Origin of the sequence: Bradyrhizobium lupini (assembly GCF_040939785.1) — a bacterium.
Classification (GTDB): Bacteria; Pseudomonadota; Alphaproteobacteria; order Rhizobiales; family Xanthobacteraceae; genus Bradyrhizobium; species Bradyrhizobium canariense_D.
Map to the genome: position 1 here is coordinate 6,743,744 of NZ_CP162553.1, position 15,183 is coordinate 6,758,926.

15 protein-coding genes and 1 pseudogene are annotated in these 15,183 nt (G+C 64.5%); 8 read left to right on the forward strand and 8 right to left on the reverse strand.

Annotated features, from left to right (window positions below; genetic code table 11):
* Positions 1-324: 324 nt before the first annotated feature.
* Positions 325-1,692, forward strand: a complete 1,368-nt coding sequence (locus tag AB3L03_RS32160; RefSeq protein WP_018455372.1) for an APC family permease — start codon at positions 325-327, stop codon at positions 1,690-1,692.
* Between the two features lie 2 nt (positions 1,693-1,694).
* Positions 1,695-2,909: a hypothetical protein gene (locus AB3L03_RS32165; RefSeq protein WP_368507690.1), complete on the forward strand. Its 1,215-nt coding sequence runs from the start codon at positions 1,695-1,697 to the stop codon at positions 2,907-2,909.
* Here AB3L03_RS32165 and AB3L03_RS32170 read toward each other — a convergent pair whose 3' ends face one another.
* Positions 2,910-3,122, reverse strand: coding sequence for a hypothetical protein (locus AB3L03_RS32170; protein ID WP_026232939.1), 213 nt, complete (start codon positions 3,120-3,122; stop codon positions 2,910-2,912).
* Between the two features lie 91 nt (positions 3,123-3,213).
* Positions 3,214-3,552: a membrane protein insertion efficiency factor YidD gene (yidD, locus tag AB3L03_RS32175; RefSeq protein WP_018455375.1), complete on the reverse strand. Its 339-nt coding sequence runs from the start codon at positions 3,550-3,552 to the stop codon at positions 3,214-3,216.
* Positions 3,553-3,805: 253 nt separating this feature from the next.
* On the opposite strand from yidD, the gene AB3L03_RS32180 reads away from it, so the two are divergent.
* Complete coding sequence (locus AB3L03_RS32180) at positions 3,806-4,705, forward strand: hypothetical protein (protein WP_085385003.1); 900 nt, start codon at positions 3,806-3,808, stop codon at positions 4,703-4,705.
* A 57-nt stretch (positions 4,706-4,762) separates the two neighbouring features.
* On the opposite strand, the gene AB3L03_RS32185 is transcribed toward AB3L03_RS32180, so the two are convergent.
* The gene (locus tag AB3L03_RS32185) at positions 4,763-5,218 is read right to left on the reverse strand and encodes an iron-sulfur cluster assembly scaffold protein (RefSeq protein ID WP_368507691.1); all 456 of its coding nucleotides are present in this window, start codon (positions 5,216-5,218) and stop codon (positions 4,763-4,765) included.
* A gap of 231 nt (positions 5,219-5,449) precedes the next feature.
* Between AB3L03_RS32185 and folE the strand changes: the two genes are divergently transcribed.
* From folE to AB3L03_RS32205, 4 genes and pseudogenes are all read left to right on the forward strand, one after another.
* Entirely contained in the window at positions 5,450-6,142 is a 693-nt protein-coding gene (gene folE / locus AB3L03_RS32190) for a GTP cyclohydrolase I FolE (RefSeq protein ID WP_007602630.1), read from the forward strand.
* Positions 6,143-6,169: 27 nt separating this feature from the next.
* Positions 6,170-6,593: pseudogene (hisI, locus tag AB3L03_RS32195) on the forward strand (phosphoribosyl-AMP cyclohydrolase).
* 131 nt (positions 6,594-6,724) lie between these two features.
* Positions 6,725-7,759 (forward strand): transglycosylase, encoded by a 1,035-nt coding sequence (locus AB3L03_RS32200; RefSeq protein ID WP_018455378.1) that lies wholly within the window; start codon positions 6,725-6,727, stop codon positions 7,757-7,759.
* 206 nt (positions 7,760-7,965) lie between these two features.
* On the forward strand, positions 7,966-9,141 hold the full coding sequence (locus tag AB3L03_RS32205) for a DUF2336 domain-containing protein (protein WP_368507692.1): 1,176 nt from the start codon (positions 7,966-7,968) through the stop codon (positions 9,139-9,141).
* Between the two features lie 122 nt (positions 9,142-9,263).
* Here the strand turns inward: AB3L03_RS32205 and AB3L03_RS32210 are convergent, their stop codons facing one another.
* From AB3L03_RS32210 to AB3L03_RS32220, 3 genes are all read right to left on the reverse strand, one after another.
* Positions 9,264-9,842 carry an Hpt domain-containing protein gene (locus tag AB3L03_RS32210; RefSeq protein WP_368507693.1) on the reverse strand — a complete coding sequence of 193 codons (579 nt, stop codon included), beginning with the start codon at positions 9,840-9,842 and terminating at the stop codon, positions 9,264-9,266.
* A 31-nt stretch (positions 9,843-9,873) separates the two neighbouring features.
* On the reverse strand, positions 9,874-10,419 hold the full coding sequence (locus tag AB3L03_RS32215; protein WP_007611745.1) for a response regulator: 546 nt from the start codon (positions 10,417-10,419) through the stop codon (positions 9,874-9,876).
* Positions 10,420-10,506: 87 nt separating this feature from the next.
* Positions 10,507-11,286 (reverse strand): NAD kinase, encoded by a 780-nt coding sequence (locus AB3L03_RS32220; protein WP_018455381.1) that lies wholly within the window; start codon positions 11,284-11,286, stop codon positions 10,507-10,509.
* Between the two features lie 255 nt (positions 11,287-11,541).
* Between AB3L03_RS32220 and AB3L03_RS32225 the strand changes: the two genes are divergently transcribed.
* A complete protein-coding gene (locus AB3L03_RS32225; RefSeq protein ID WP_368507694.1) occupies positions 11,542-13,107 on the forward strand; it encodes a S10 family peptidase in 1,566 nt (521 codons plus the stop codon).
* Here AB3L03_RS32225 and AB3L03_RS32230 read toward each other — a convergent pair.
* Positions 13,094-14,482, reverse strand: coding sequence for a serine hydrolase domain-containing protein (locus AB3L03_RS32230; protein WP_368507695.1), 1,389 nt, complete (start codon positions 14,480-14,482; stop codon positions 13,094-13,096). The two genes, AB3L03_RS32225 and AB3L03_RS32230, sit on opposite strands and share 14 nt — an antisense overlap.
* A gap of 110 nt (positions 14,483-14,592) precedes the next feature.
* Positions 14,593-15,135, reverse strand: a complete 543-nt coding sequence (locus AB3L03_RS32235; protein ID WP_368507696.1) for a tetratricopeptide repeat protein — start codon at positions 15,133-15,135, stop codon at positions 14,593-14,595.
* Positions 15,136-15,183: the final 48 nt, after the last annotated feature.

Sequence of the window (15,183 nt, forward strand, 5' to 3'; positions counted from 1 at the left end):
ATGACCCCAAGTCATGACCACAAGTCCATCGGCAATCATTAAGGCAATTGAGCCGATGGGCGTTTAGGCGACGTTAAGTGTCCGGAGAAACTTCCCCACATCCGGAACGCTCAAAGGGACCACGCAATCGTGTCGTGATTGTGGGGGGAGGGAGACGGGATGTCCCGGTGTTTACGACGCTTTATTGCCCGCATCGTGCATTGATGGTGCTGCAGTACCGATTCGGCCCCGCCTCATTTAACCCTTGTTAACCCTGCTTGAATTGACTGGACCGAGCTGCACGATGCTTCCCACGAGACGTGACGCCTGAGGTTGAGGACGGCGATGACGGCATCAGATGCGGGTACTGCACCCTGGACCGGCCGGCTGACCGGAAGCGGGTCGGGGGTCTCCGTTCTGGTCGCAACCGCCATCGTCGTGGCCGACATGATCGGGGTCGGCGTCTTCACCAGCCTCGGCTTCCAGGTCAAGGACATTCCCTCGGGCTTCTCGATCCTCTTGCTTTGGACGGTCGGCGGCATCGTCGCGCTGTGCGGGGTGTTCTCCTACAGCGAGCTCGGCGCCATGTTTCCGCGCTCGAGCGGCGAATACAATTTCCTCGGCCGAGCCTATCATCCCGCCTTCGGCTTTCTCGCCGGCTGGGTGTCGGCGACGGTTGGCTTTGCAGCACCCGTCGCGCTCGCCGCGATGGCCTTCGGCGAATACGCCAAATCGGTGGTCCCCGATGTGCCGCCGATCCCGCTTGCCATCGCCGTGGTGTGGCTGGTCTCGCTCGTGCAACTGACCGGGGTCAGGCATTCCTCGACGTTCCAGTTGATCTCGACCATCCTGAAGGTCGTGCTGATCGTTGCCTTCCTGGTCGCCGGCTTCATCGTCGGCGTGCCGCAGCCGATCGCCTTCACGCCGCAGGCGGGTGATCTCGTGCATATCGTCAGCGCGCCTTTCGCGATCGGGCTCGTATTCGTGATGTATTCGTTCTCGGGCTGGAATGCCGCGACCTACATCATCGGCGAGATGAACATGCCGCAGCGGGACCTGCCGCGTGCGCTGCTCGCGGGCACGCTGATCGTGCTCGTGCTGTACGTCGCGCTGAATGCGGTGTTTCTCCATTCTACGCCGGTGGGCGCGCTCGCGGGTCAGCTCGACGTCGCCAGCGTCGCCGGCAGCGCGATCTTCGGCAATCTCGGCGGCCGGATCGTCGGCGCGATGATCTGTTTCGGCCTGATCTCCTCGATCAGCGCGATGATGTGGATCGGCCCGCGCGTGATGATGACGATGGGGGAGGATATTCCGGCGCTGCGCGTGTTCTCGCGGAGATCGGTGCGCGGCGCGCCGGCCTATGCCATCCTGTTTCAGCTCGCCGTCGCCAATTTGCTGCTGTTCACGCGCAGCTTCGAGGCCGTGCTCGACTTCATCCAGTTCGCGCTGCTGTTCTGCTCGTTCTTCACGGTCGCCGGCGTGATCAAGCTGCGCATCACGGATCCCGATTTGCCGCGGCCCTATCGTGCCTGGGGATACCCGTTCACGCCGCTCGTGTTCCTGCTCGTGACCGCGTTCATGATGTACTATTTATTGACTGAGCGGCCGGTGCAATCGCTATCGGGGATGCTCGTCATGGTCTCGGGCCTGTTGATTTATGCTGTTTTCCGCAGGCGGCCGGTAGCCGCTGGCACGTCACACAATCGCGAATAGACATGTTTCGACCCATGAGAATTGCGGCCGTGGCTCTCGCCTTGCTGGCTGCGGCCGTCTCGTCCGCACGTGCTGCCGAGGCAACCTTCGACGACACCGCGCGCTTCCTCGCGGGCATGCAGCCTTCGGCGGATTCGCCGCTGGTGCCGCTCACAAAGGACTCGGGTTGGCAACGCCACGCGAGATTCTTCGACAGTGCCTTCGCCCAGCTCGAGGAGCGCCAGCTCGCGAAGATCCGCAACTGGGCCGACGTCAATTTGGCGGCGACCAAGCCGACCATGTTTTATTGGTTCAGCGGCCCCGACTTCCTCTACGCCAACGGCTTCTATCCCAAGGCCAGCACTTACGTGCTTGGCGCGCTGGAGCCGGTCGGTGCAGTGGCTGACCTGACGCGATTGCCGCGCAGTTCGGTCGGCGCCGCGCTCTATAATGTCGAGCGCTCGCTCGGCTCCATCCTGAGTTTTTCCTTCTTCATCACCAAGCAAATGAAGGTCGACCTGCACACCAACCAGGTCAACGGCACCTTGCCGATCCTCTACGTCTTCCTCGTCCGCTCCGGCAAGATCATCCGCAATGTCGAGATGGTCGCACTCGACGACAGGGGCGGCGTGCATGTCGGCAACGACAATCCAGGACCGAACGCGACGCGCGGCGCCCGCATCACCTTTGCGGGCCCCGACGGCGAGGCGCGCACGCTGTATTATTTCTCGACCGATCTCTCCAATTCAGGTGCACGCGCGGCAGGATTCCTGAAGTTCTGCGAGACGCTCGGACCCGGCAACAGCCTGATCAAGAGTGCGTCCTATTTGCTGCACTCCGGCAATTTCACCGTGGCGCGCGACTGGTTGCTCGCCAACAGCGCGACCATCGTCCAGGACGATTCCGGCATTCCGCTTTCGAGCTACAATTCGCGGCAATGGCGGTTCTTCCCGTTCGGCCGCTATCTCGGACCGATCGGCGAATTTCCCGGCCGCTACCAGGAACGCTACGCCGCGCTGTTCACGCGCGCCCAGCCGATCGATTTCGGCGTCGGCTACCGCTGGCGGATGCACGAGTCGAACTTGCTGCTGGCGGTGAAGGTGCCGGGAAGCGAGACGGCGCCGGGGGCGGAGACCACCTCGTCCGCCGAGCCGTCGCCGAAACCGCTGCGTCCGAAGCGGCCACGTCCGCCTGAGCCGGTCCCGCCGCCACCCGGACGCTTTTTCTGGTCCCGCTAATTACCAGTGCACGCTCTGGCTCGGTACGATGAACGCCGTTGTGCTAGGCGGCGTGGCAAGACTCGTCTCCAGATACCAGCCGGAGCCGACCACGAGCAGCAGCAGGGCGATGATGGCGAGCATGTCGAGGGTTCTGGGATCGTGGCCTCGCGAACCACCCCGGGAATCCGGTCCAAGTCTGACGTGAAAATGAGGGCTGATTTTCCAGCGCATTGTTGTTTCCTCCCGCGGGAGCATCACAGCAACGCGAGGAGAGAGTTTCGGTTCCACTCAAGGTAGCGACACCTGAGGCGCCGCATCATGCTCAGGATGCGTTGACGCCGCGCCAGCGGCCGTAGCGCCAAGGCAAGTACCAGCGCGCGCCCTGTGGTGCGGTGAGGGGCACGTTGTCGATGCCCGAGGTGCCGAAAGGGTTGCAACGGAGCAGGCGTGCGAGCGTCATCCAGCCGCCGGCCCACAGCCCGAACCGTTCGATTGCCTCGTCGCCATAGGTGGAGCAGGTCGGCAGGTGCCGGCAATTGTAGCCAACCAGCGGCGAGAGCGTGTGGCGGTAGAGCCAGATCAGCGCGCGGGCGAATCTGCGTGGAAGCCGGAGCGCGCCCGCGACGGGATTGGAACATGGCTCGCGGGCTGATTGCTTCATGGGCGCTTTGCTGAGATCGTGGGCGAGGTTTTGCGCGGTTCCGGTGCAGGGAACTGTAAGCTGTTGTTTGTACGTCATATTTTGCGTGCTTTTTGGGAGCAGTGCAGCAAATGCCTATGGACGAGCTGTATTCCCCCGGATACCATTTTTGTGACGTCCATGTGAGACTCATTGGAATGTCGGAACGGGGCTTGGCTGAGTCGGCTCGCCGTAAGGCTTGGGCTAAAGCTTGGGACTTGGGGAAGGGACCAGTTTGAAACTTCTGAAGGCGCTCAATCTTCGCGGCTGGTTGCTGGTGGGAACCGCTGCTTGTGGAGTCGTGCTGGCTGGCGCCGTCGCGACGCTCGGGTCGTCTGCCCGGGCCGGTGCTGCCCTCGAAGAGCGCAAGCTGCCGATGAAGTTCAATTGGGTCGCCTGCGAGCCGAATTGCCGCGGTTGGGTCAGTGCAGTCGGCATCATCACCGCCGATACGCCCCGGGACTTCGAAGAGTTTTCCCGCGGGCGCCAGCTCGGCGGCGCCACCGTGGTGCTGGATTCCAGCGGCGGTTCCGTCAACGACGCGATCACGCTCGGCCGGCGCTTCCGCAATCTCGGACTTCTGACCACGGTCGGCGTTAGCGTTCAGAACCGCGGCGGGCAGTCGGCCCGTCCGGCAGTCGCGCCGGAGGCCTATTGCGAATCCATGTGCGTGTTCCTGCTGTTGGCGGGCAAGAAGCGCTACGTGCCGGAAGCGGCCCATGTCCGGGTTCACCAGATCTGGATGGGCGATCGCGCCGACGATGCCAAGGCGGCGAGCTACAGCGCGCAGGACCTGATGATCGTGGAGCGCGACATCGGCCGGCTTGCCAAATACACGTTCGACATGGGCGGTGCCGGCGATCTGCTGTCGCTCGCGCTCAGCGTCCCGCCCTGGGAAGATCTGCATCAGCTCGATGCAGGCGAGCTCAAGCTGACCAATCTCGTGACGACGGATCTCGTGGCCGACGTGCTGCCGCATGTCGACATCTCCGCGCCGGCAATGGCGGAGCTTGCACCGAAGACCCAGGCGAGGTTCGGTGCGGAACCGGAGCAGCCTGCGAAGTCGACCAAGACGGCGGAAGCCCTGGTGCCCACGGGCGGCGTGGCCACGCCGGTTGCGGCGTCGCAGAAGTAGCCTCGAATCTCTGATCTATTTCCGGGTCGAGCGACGAGCCCGGATCAGCCTCCGGAATCAGCCTTGCGCCGCAGCCGGCTGCTTCGCCTTCGCCTCGATCTGGCCGATGGCATCGACCACGGCATCGAAGGTCAGGAGCGTCGAGGCGTGGCGCGCCTTGTAGTCGCGGACCGGCTCGAGGAACTTGATCTCTTCCCATTTGCCTTCAGGAGGCGCGCCGTTCTCCTTCAGCATCTTGCGAACAGTTTCGCGTAACTCACGGAGTTCGCTCGCAGTCGATCCGACGATCTGACTTGCCATGATGGAGGAAGAAGCTTGTCCCAGCGCGCAGGCCTTCACGTCATGGGCGAAGTCAGTGACCTTCTCGCCCTCCATGTTGAGGTCGACCTTGACGGTCGACCCGCACAGCTTGGAATGGGCGGTGGCAGTGGCATCGGGATCCGGCAACCGCCCGAGCCGCGGAATATTCCCGGCCAGTTCGATGATCCGCTTGTTATAAATGTCGTTCAGCATGTGATGGAGTCCAGCAGGACCGGCCTTGGCGTGCGCCGTCCACGGCCCTATATAAGGTCGGAACTGGCGGAAAAACAGTCCAGCGCCGCAGCGATGGTGTGATCCAGAACCGTGCTGCCGGCGTTATAATTTGAAGACCTTTTCGCCGAAACTGTTCTCTCAGGCGTCCGGCGGCTCGCCGCCCCGTCTGCCGGTGACACTCCGGCCGCAAGGCCGTCGAACGGAGTCGACATGGACGCTACCATCAAATCCATCCGCCCCAACAAGCCCTCCGATCGGCAGCCCGAGAGCCGTCCGGCGGAGCTCGATCCTTCCGAATTCCTTGCAGCCGCCGTCCGCGCCGACCAGCCGCGCCCGGCGCGCGCCGAGGCCGAGCAGGCGGTGAAGACGCTGCTTGCCTATATCGGCGAGAACACCAACCGCGAGGGACTGCTCGACACGCCGCGCCGCGTGGTCGAGGCTTTCGACGAACTCTATCAGGGCTACCACCAGTGCCCGGCCGAGGTGCTCGATCGCACCTTCGGCGAGACCGCCGGCTATGACGACTTCGTCCTTGTGCGCGACATCGAGTTCACCTCTCAATGCGAGCATCACATGATGCCGTTCTACGGCAAGGCGCACATTGCCTATACGCCGGTGGAACGCGTGGTCGGCCTGTCGAAGCTTGCGCGCCTCACCGACATCTTCGCCCGCCGGCTCCAGACCCAGGAGCACATGACCGCGCAGATCGCGGCAGCGATCGACGAGATCCTCAAGCCGCGCGGCGTTGCCGTGCTGATCGAGGCCGAGCATACCTGCATGTCGGTGCGCGGCGTCGCCAAGCATGGTGCCTCCACCTTCACCAGCCGCTTCACCGGCATGTTCCGCGACAATCCGGCGGAACAGGCGCGTTTTCTGTCCCTGGTGCGAGGCCTGCAGCGCTGACCTCGCGAATAGACCGGCGAGGGCGTTGTGTCCGCTCACTCCCATGAAACCGAGGAAGGTCTCGCCTTCCTTCCGAGATCTCGATGCGGCCGGGCTCGTCACGGTCGTCGCGACCGAATTTTCCACCGGCGACGTGCTGATGGTCGCGCACATGAATGACGAGGCGCTGCGCAAGACCATCGCGACCGGCGAAGCCTGGTACTTCAGCCGCTCGCGCAATGCCTTGTGGCGAAAAGGTGAGACCTCAGGTCAGACCCAGCGCGTGCTCGAGATCCGCACCGATTGCGATCAGGATGCGGTCTGGCTGCGCGTCGAGCAGATCGGCGCTGCGTGTCACACCGGCCGCCGGTCCTGCTTCTACCGCAAGGTCGAGGCCGAAGACGGCGGCGCCAGGCTCGTCTTTGTCGATGCGGACAGGCTGTTCGATCCGGACGCGGTGTACAAGAAGTAGTCCTGCCGTCATGCGGAGGGCAGCGCTGGCGGCCCGAATTTACCCCGCATTAACCATATCTGTCCCACGGTGAGACGACAGGGCGTCGAATTGCCGGCGCGCCTCAACGCCATGCGGGCGGGCACTTCATCATGTCGGTCGACAATTCCAGTGTCTCACAGGCGGCGGTCCTTGATCCGTCGCGGGCACGCGTCGCCAGTGCGATCAAGCAGGCCTCGAACGTAGGTGGCGTCAGCTTCCAGTACATGCTGACCACCGCCAAGATGGAATCGGATTTCGATCCCACGGCGGGGGCGACTACGTCATCCGCGCACGGGCTCTACCAGTTCATCGACCAGACCTGGCTTGGCACGGTGAAGGAAGCGGGCACCCAGCTCGGCTATGGCAACTATTCGGACGCCATCACCAGGACGTCGTCGGGCACCTACACCGTCGATGATCCCGCGATGAAGCGGTCGATCATGAAGCTGCGCGACGATCCGGAGGCCGCCTCCAGCATGGCGGCTGCGCTGACGCAGTCGAACAGCTTCAAGCTCACCGGCCTGCTCGGCCGCAGGCCGTCCGACAGCGAACTCTACATGGCGCATTTCATGGGCGTCGGCGGCGCCGCGAAACTGATCGCCAATGCCGAGGACAATCCGCAAGCGGTTGGCGCGCGGTTGTTTCCTAACGCGGCGTCCGCCAATCGCTCGATCTTCTACGCCAAGGACGGCCGCGCGCGCAGCATCTCCGAGGTCTATTCCGTGCTGGATGCACGCTACGCCGGCGCGGCAAATTCGAAAACCACCCGCAGCGCGATGGCGATGTATGGCGGCACGTCGACCACGCAGGTCGCGAGCGCCAACGGCGTACAGCCTGCCGCGCCGCTGATCGACAATGCCGCGTATCTCCAGACCTTTCCGAACACACGCGCGGTGATGCCGGTCAGCGCGACAGTGCCAACGACGGCCGCGGACAATACACCGATCACGCCGGTGTTTCGCTCGATCTATCAGCCCGGCGACACCACCCAGCCGGTCTCGACGACCGTGCAGAAATTGTGGGGCAACAATGCCTCGCTCACTTCGGTCGCACCCGCGACCTCGGCCGCATCGGGGACGCCTGACGTCCGGCCGCCCCAGCCGCTTGATCTGTTCAGCGATCGCAGCGGCACGTTCTCAAGCTAATACGCACTCCCGTGTCTCGGACACGTCGCAGCGGGAACGCTGCTGCGCAGGGCCCGGTGCGTGAACGGGCCGCCTTTGTTCCCTTAACAAAACGTCAATAAAACCAGCCAGTTATGGTGAACGCTTTATTAAGCGTCGTGGTTTATTTTGTGTTGCAGGTGACAAGCCGTCACCGCTTCGTCTTCGTTGCGTAAGCCGGAAGCACCATGATTGTTCGGCAGTTCATCAATTGGATCAGGACGGCGCCCGCCGGCGAGCGGGCCGAGGCGACGCGGGCGCTGGCCCGGGCCTGGCTGATCTCAGACCTTTCCCATGACGACCGTATTGCCGCTGAAGGCGCGCTTCTGATGCTGCTTGACGATCCCTCGCCGCTGGTGCGGCAGGCGATGGCCGAGGCGTTTGCGCGCAGTACCGAGGCACCGGCGTCGATCGTGCGGGCGCTGTCGGCGGACCAGCCGACCGTCGCGCTGTCCGTGCTCGAACATTCTCCGCTGCTGATCGACGCCGATCTCGTCGACATCGTCGCGACCGGCAACGACGAGGTGCAGTGCGCGGTCGCCCGCCGCATCGCGCTGCCGGTATCGGTCTGCGCCGCCATTGCCGAAGTCGGCTGCGCGGCGGCAGCGCTTGAGCTGATCGAAAATCCTCATGCCGAGCTTGCGCCCTTCTCCTGGGATCGCATCGTCGAGCGTCACGGCCATCTCGCCGCGATCCGCGAGGCGATGCTGGTGCTGGAGGATCTGCCGTCTGCCACGCGCGCCGCGCTGGTGGCCAAACTCTCGGAGACGCTGGCCCAATTCGTCGTAGCCCGGAACTGGCTGACTGCCGACCGCGCCGAGCGCATCGCGACCGAGGCGCGCGACCGCTCCACCATGAACATTGCGGCGCGCTCGCGCGGCGAAGACATGGAAGGGCTTGTTCGGCACCTGCGCATCACCGGCCAGCTCACCGCGGGTCTCATTCTGCGCGCGCTGCTGTCGAGCAATCTCGACCTGTTCGATGCGGCGCTGGCTGAGCTCGCCGAGCTGCCGCTGGCGCGCGTGTCCGCGCTGCTGCACGATCGCGGCGGCAACAGCCTGCACGCGCTGCTCCGCCGCGCCGGGCTTCCCGAGGCGACGTTTGCAGCCTTCCAGGTCGCGCTCGATGCCTGCCACGAGCAGGGCTTCGTCGACAGCGACGACAATGCAGCGAGGCTGCGCCGCCGCATGGTCGAGCGCGTGCTCACCCATTGCGAGACCGACCGCGGCGCGACCGAGCCGCTGATGGTCCTGCTCCGCCGCTTCGCCACCGAATCCGCGCGCGAAGAGGCAAGGCTGTTCTGCGACGAGCTGGTCGCGGACGAGAAGGTTGATCCGGTCTATGACGATCTGATTGCGGCGTAACGAGACGTGTAGGGTGGGCAAAAGGCGCATTGCGCCGTGCCCACCGTCTCTCCGCACAATTCATGTCGATTGGTGGGCACGCTTCGCTTTGCCCACCCTACAACACCTCGCGAACGGCGAAGCTACCCCGCCGGCGCGATACTCGGTGCCAGGATCACCTCGAGATGCTCGGGGCGATCGCGGTTGGCGTCGGCGAGATAGTCGTCGGCGACCTTGCGCAGGCGCCGGTTGAGTTCGGCGGAGACGCTGATGCTGTCGAGCTTCGTGTTCTCGTGCACGATGGCAAGGATGGCGTTGATGTGGTGCGTGAACAGCTCGGCCGGTACCTTTTCGAGATCGGGCGCGTGCTCGATGACGCGGCACAGGCTCTCGGCTACGCCCGCCGCCGCCGGATAGCCGAAAGTCGCGGCATCGCCCTTGATGTCGTGCGCGGCGCGAAACAACTCGTCGCGCCTGTCCTTGCTGAAGCCGTCGTGCCGGATGGCGACGTAGGCGGCCGACAGCCGGTTGATCTCGGTCGCCATCCAGTCCTTGAACTCGCCAGCAAGGCCCGCGAGCGCCTGTTCGGCGCGGCCGATCGGATCGTCCATGTCTTTGTCTTCGACGCGGCGCAGGACCGACCGCAGCGGGTTGGGCTGCGTGATGATTTGATGCGTGGCGAAGGCCGTGATCTCGATGTCTCTTGCGCTGTTCTTCGCCATGATATCGGCCTCGATCGTGAGAGACGTTGCGCTAGATGGAGGAGCGGGCCTTGTCGAGCAGCGAGGGTTGCTGCAGCACCTCGTGCTTTTCGCCGACGCGGCGCTCGGGGCCCATATAGGCTGAGTTGATGTTGCGGCGGCGGTCCGGGCCGAAATAGGTCTTGGTCTTGATGAAGGGGCGGGGACTGGCGACCACGTTGAGGATGCGCTGGTAGAGCCCCTTGGCCGAGATCGGCTTGGCCAGGAATTCGGTGACGCCGGCATCGCGCGCCACCGTGACGCGGCGCTTCTCGGAATGGCCGGTCAGCATGATGATCGGCGCGTAGGGATTGCCCTTGGATTCCGGCTGCCGGATCATCTGCGCCAGCTCGAGCCCATCGAAGATCGGCATCGCCCAGTCGGTGATGACGATGTCGGGCACGTAATGGCTGTACATTTCCAGCGCCGTGGCCCCGTCCTCGGCCTCGTAGACTTCACGCGCGCCAAAGGAATGCAGCAGCGTCCGCAGGATGCGGCGCATGTGCGGATTGTCGTCGCAGACGAGGAAACGCAGCTTGTTGAAATCGATGCGGAACATGGAGCCCGGGCCGAAGTGGTCAACTTTCGTTAACCATATCTCGCCGGGGGTTAATGAAGGGTTGCGATCGGCAGTCCGGCGGGCGGCTCAGGAGCCGAACTGTTCGCGCAGAATGCGCTCTTCCAGGCTGTGACCGGGGTCGAACAGCATGCGCATCGAGATGGTCTTGTCGGACAGCACCTCGACGCGGCGAACATCGCGCACCTCGTCGTGGTCGGCGACCGCCGCCACGGGGCGCTTGTCGCCCTCCAGCACCTCAATCACGACATAAGCCGTGTTCGGCAGCAGCGCGCCGCGCCAGCGTCGTGGGCGGAAGGCGCTGATCGGCGTCAGCGCCAGCAGCGCGGCGTTGATCGGCAGGATCGGTCCTTGGGCGGACAGATTGTAGGCGGTCGAGCCGGCTGGCGTTGCCACCATGATGCCGTCGGCGATCAGCTCGGACATGCGCTCGCGCTCGTCGATCAGGATCCGCAGGCGCGCGGCCTGGTAGGTCTGCCGGAACAGGGCGACCTCGTTGATGGCGTGATGCAGGTGGACGCGGTCGTTGGCATCGGTCGCGCGCATCAGGAGGGGGTGGATTTCTGATTCCTGCGCCGCCTCGAGGCGGGCTCGAAGATCGACGGTCGAGTACTCGTTCATCAGGAAGCCGACGGTGCCGCGGTGCATGCCGTAGATCGGCTTGCCCGTATGCATGTGCTGATGCAGCGTCTGGAGCATGAGCCCGTCGCCGCCGAGTGCGACCACGATGTCGGCGTCCTTCGGATCGCAATTGCCGAAGTCCCTGGTGAGCTGGCCGAAGGCGGCTTGCGCCTCGCTGCTCGGGCTGGCGACGAAGGCGATCTGGTCGTATCGCGCTGGCTTGGTCATGGTTTCCGGGCAGGGCCGCTGGCTCGAGAAAGTTCCGCCGGGCTCGTCTAACGATCTCGACCCCGATTGTCGAGGATGACCACCCTTCACAGCAGTCCGGCAACTGCCCATTCCGATTTGAGGATGAAACCGGGTCGATTTGTGGCCCACCGGGCTCTTCAGGCGCCGCCGGAGCCATGATCCCCCAAACCGTCGCAATTCCGCGCTAGCCTTGCGGTCCGCACCGGTGGTCGTCGCCGGGCAGGGAGAACGACCATGAATATGAATATGCCGGTGCTCCGCTGTGCGACCCTGGTGCTGGCGGTATCGGCATTCGCGCTCGCAGGATTGGCGCGCGCCGACGATCCGCCGCAGCCGCGCGCCGAGGCGGCAGCGCCAGCCGGACAGAAGGGCGGGCGCGGCGGCGCACAAAGCGCGTCGCAGAATGCATCGCCATCCGCCGAGCCGCACCGTCTTCCGTCGGATTCGACCACGAAGCAGAAACTCGATCTTCCCGGCCGCAGCCTCAATTTCGCAGCGACCGCTGGTTCGATCCGCGTGTTCGACGGCAAGGGTGAGCCGGTGGCCGACATCGCCTATACATCCTATGAGCTCGACGGCGCAGACCGTGCGACGCGCCCGGTGACGTTCCTGTTCAATGGCGGGCCCGGTGCGTCGTCGGCATGGCTCCAGTTCGGCGCGGCCGGGCCGTGGCGGCTGCCGCTCGATGGCGAAGCGCTGTCGCCGTCCGCCTCGCCCGAGGTGAAGCCGAACGCGGAGACCTGGCTCGATTTCACCGATCTCGTCTTCATCGACCCCGTCAGCACCGGCTACAGCCGCTTCGTCGCGACCGGCGATGACGCGCGCAAATCGTTCTACTCCGTCGACGGCGACGTCAATTCGCTCGCGTTGGTGATCCGCCGCTGGCTCGAGAAGCACGACCGGCTGACCTCGCCGAAATACGTCGCCGGCGAAAGCTATGGCGGCATTCGCGGGCCGAAGGTGGTGCGGCAGTTGCAGCTCCAGCACGGCGTCGGCGTCAGGGGATTGATCCTGGTGTCGCCGCTCCTGGACTTCCGCGAATTCACCGGCACCAGCCTCCTGCAATATGTCGCGACGCTGCCGAGCTATGTGGCGGTGGCGCGCGAGGCGAAAGGCCCGGTCAAGCGCGCCGATCTCGCCGACGTCGAGGCTTACGCACGCGGCGAATTCCTGGCCGACCTCGTCAAGGGCGAGGCGGACAAGGAGGCCACCAATCGTCTTGCCGACAAGGTCGCCGAGCTCACCGGCATCGACCAGGCGGTGAGCCGTCGGCTTGCCGGCCGCTTCGACGTCGGCGAATTCCGCCGCGAATTCGACCGCAAGAACGGCAAGGTGACGGGGCGCTACGATGGCTCGGTACGCGGCCTTGATCCCTATCCGGATTCGAGCAGCTCGCGGTTCGGTGATCCCTCCGGCGATGCGCTGCAGGCGCCGCTGACGAGTGCGGCGGTTGACCTGTTGACACACAAGCTCAACTGGCGGCCCGACGGCTCCTACGAGGTGTTGAACGGCGCCGTCGAAGGCCATTGGGATTTCGGCCGCGGCATCAACCCGCCGCAGTCGGTCTCCGAGCTGCGCCAGATCCTCGCCACGGATGCGAAGCTGAACGTGCTGGTCGCGCACGGCCTGTTCGATCTCGCCACCCCCTATTTCGGATCGAAGCGGGTGCTCGACCAGTTGCCGGCCTTCGCAACGCAGCGGGTCAAGTTCGTGGTCTATCCCGGCGGCCACATGTTCTATTCGCGCGACGGCTCGCGGCAGGCTCTTCGGAGCGAAGTCGAGACTCTCATTCGGGAGTAGCCCGTCGCTTGCGCGGCTTGTATCTTCGTCCGATCTCACGCGCCACGACGGCCGCAGGCTTGATGTTGGCGCCCGCGATCCAGACGTCACTGACCTTGCCGCGCTTGTCGCGGACGCGGCGCACCGGCTCGCCGTGGCTGGAGTAACCGGCGGCCCAGGCGAGCTTGCCGGTGTCGCGGCCGGTGACCTCGATCTCGGCGGCGTCCATGAACGGGTTGTTGAACTGGGGATTGGCGACCAGCACGCGGTTGCCGACCGGCACGAGGTCGTTCGCGCCCCAGATGGTCCACCAACGGCCGGTCCAGTCGCGCACGCGGCGGTCGGGTGCACCATGGGACTGGAAGACGCGCAGGATCTGCATCGCGCCGTCCATCCAGAACGGGGCCGCGCCGTCGATGGAGTTGCTGAGGATGCTGATCGCGAGCTCGCAAGCGGGGATGGAGCAGGTCCTGGAGATGTAACCTTGAAAGCCGCCGCCATGGCCCAACCAATCCCAGCCGTCGGTTTTGCCGGCGTTGACGCCGAGGCCGTAATAGGCCTCGAAGCTTTGCGGCACGCGCCAATGGTTTCGCGTCATCTCGCGGCGGCTTGCGACCGATAGCACGCTCTTTTTCGCATTGGGCGCGAGCTGCGCGTAGAAGCGGGCGGTATCGGCGGCGGTCGCGATGAAGCCGGCGGCGGAGGCCATCGCGTGCGCGGGATTGTCGCCGGGGATCACGCATCGCTCTCCGTACGGCAGCTTGCGAGTGTGGCCGCGCGCGAACGACGCGCCCTTGGGAAGCGGCGCGTCCGGCTCGGTCTCGCGCAGGCCCGCAGGTTCGATGATCTCGCGCTTGATCCAGACCGGGTAGGGCTCCTTCGTCACGGCCTCGATGACGAGACCGATCAGCCCAAAGCCGTGATTGGAATATTTGAAGCGTGTGCCCGGCTCGATTACGGTCGGCCGCTTCAATTCCGCGAGCAGCTCGTTCGCGTCGAGATAGGGACGGCTGTCGATGAACTGGCCGGAATCGGCGCCGTCGCGCGTCAGTCCCGCGGTGTGCGAGAGCACTTGCGCAATCGTCGTTTCGGCGACGCGCGGATGCAGGCCGGCGACATGTTGGCCGATGGAATCGTCGAGCCGGAGCTTGCGCTGCTCGCGCAGCTTCATGACGCCGGCCGAGGTGAAGCTCTTCGAGTGCGAGGCGATGCGGAAGCGATGGCGCGGGGTGAGCTTCTCGCCGGTGTCGAGATTGGCGAGGCCGAACGCATGCTCGGCAACCACCTCGCCGCGATGGACGAAGGCGACCATGACGCCCGGCTGCTGGATTGTGGTGTGCTGGAATTCGATCCAGGAGCCGATGTAGTCGATCGCGGATCGCAGCCACTTGTCCATTGCGCACCGATTTACCAAGAGAGTGTTTGATGCGAGAGGCTAACCGAGAACGCAGAACGGGCACAACCCTGAGGTTGTGCCCGTTCGTCCCATTCGGAGATGCGATGTTCTTAATAGACGAGGGTCGCTCCGGTCGGCTTGTCGAGCGCGGCGGCGAGCGAGCGATATTCGGAGCTGTCGGTGCCGGCGAGCGAGGCGAGCTTGTTCAGGTGATACTGCGCCTGCTCGCGGTTGCCCTGCTCGAGCTGCCAGAGGCCATAATACTGCCAGGTGCGGACGTGGTTCGGATCGTCCTTCAGCGCGAGCTCGTAATAGACCTTCGACGACTGGTAGTCGCCGAGCTTGCGATAGGAGTAGCCGATCAGATTGGCGACGTCGGCGACGTCGTCGCGCTTGAGCGACTTCAGCTGGCCGATCGCGCCGGTGTAGTCGTGATTGTCAAAGATCGTGGTGTAGGCGGTGCGATAGGCAGCAAGGAATTTCGGATCGCTGACCGAGGAGCTCTTCTTCTTGCCCTTCTTGGTCGAGGTGTCGGATTTCGGTGGCGAGGAGGGCTCATCGCTGCCGGCGGCATAGGCGCTGGTCAGCACCGGAGCCGCTGCCAACGACACGGCGACAAGTCCCGGCACAAGAAGCATTGAGAGTTTGCGCATATAAGTTCTCCGGTATGGAACGTGGCGATCCTACACGATTGCCCAAAG

What these genes read in the sequence shown, in the direction of transcription:
- AB3L03_RS32160 (WP_018455372.1), top strand. Translation starts at nt 325, where the DNA reads ATGACGGCATCAGATGCGGGTACTGCACCCTGGACCGGCCGGCTGACC.
- AB3L03_RS32165 (WP_368507690.1), top strand. Translation starts at nt 1,695, where the DNA reads ATGTTTCGACCCATGAGAATTGCGGCCGTGGCTCTCGCCTTGCTGGCT.
- AB3L03_RS32170 (WP_026232939.1), bottom strand. Translation starts at nt 3,122, where the DNA reads ATGCGCTGGAAAATCAGCCCTCATTTTCACGTCAGACTTGGACCGGAT.
- yidD (WP_018455375.1), bottom strand. Translation starts at nt 3,552, where the DNA reads ATGAAGCAATCAGCCCGCGAGCCATGTTCCAATCCCGTCGCGGGCGCG.
- AB3L03_RS32185 (WP_368507691.1), bottom strand. Translation starts at nt 5,218, where the DNA reads ATGCTGAACGACATTTATAACAAGCGGATCATCGAACTGGCCGGGAAT.
- folE (WP_007602630.1), top strand. Translation starts at nt 5,450, where the DNA reads ATGGACGCTACCATCAAATCCATCCGCCCCAACAAGCCCTCCGATCGG.
- AB3L03_RS32200 (WP_018455378.1), top strand. Translation starts at nt 6,725, where the DNA reads ATGTCGGTCGACAATTCCAGTGTCTCACAGGCGGCGGTCCTTGATCCG.
- AB3L03_RS32205 (WP_368507692.1), top strand. Translation starts at nt 7,966, where the DNA reads ATGATTGTTCGGCAGTTCATCAATTGGATCAGGACGGCGCCCGCCGGC.
- AB3L03_RS32210 (WP_368507693.1), bottom strand. Translation starts at nt 9,842, where the DNA reads ATGGCGAAGAACAGCGCAAGAGACATCGAGATCACGGCCTTCGCCACG.
- AB3L03_RS32215 (WP_007611745.1), bottom strand. Translation starts at nt 10,419, where the DNA reads ATGTTCCGCATCGATTTCAACAAGCTGCGTTTCCTCGTCTGCGACGAC.
- AB3L03_RS32220 (WP_018455381.1), bottom strand. Translation starts at nt 11,286, where the DNA reads ATGACCAAGCCAGCGCGATACGACCAGATCGCCTTCGTCGCCAGCCCG.
- AB3L03_RS32225 (WP_368507694.1), top strand. Translation starts at nt 11,542, where the DNA reads ATGAATATGAATATGCCGGTGCTCCGCTGTGCGACCCTGGTGCTGGCG.
- AB3L03_RS32230 (WP_368507695.1), bottom strand. Translation starts at nt 14,482, where the DNA reads ATGGACAAGTGGCTGCGATCCGCGATCGACTACATCGGCTCCTGGATC.
- AB3L03_RS32235 (WP_368507696.1), bottom strand. Translation starts at nt 15,135, where the DNA reads ATGCGCAAACTCTCAATGCTTCTTGTGCCGGGACTTGTCGCCGTGTCG.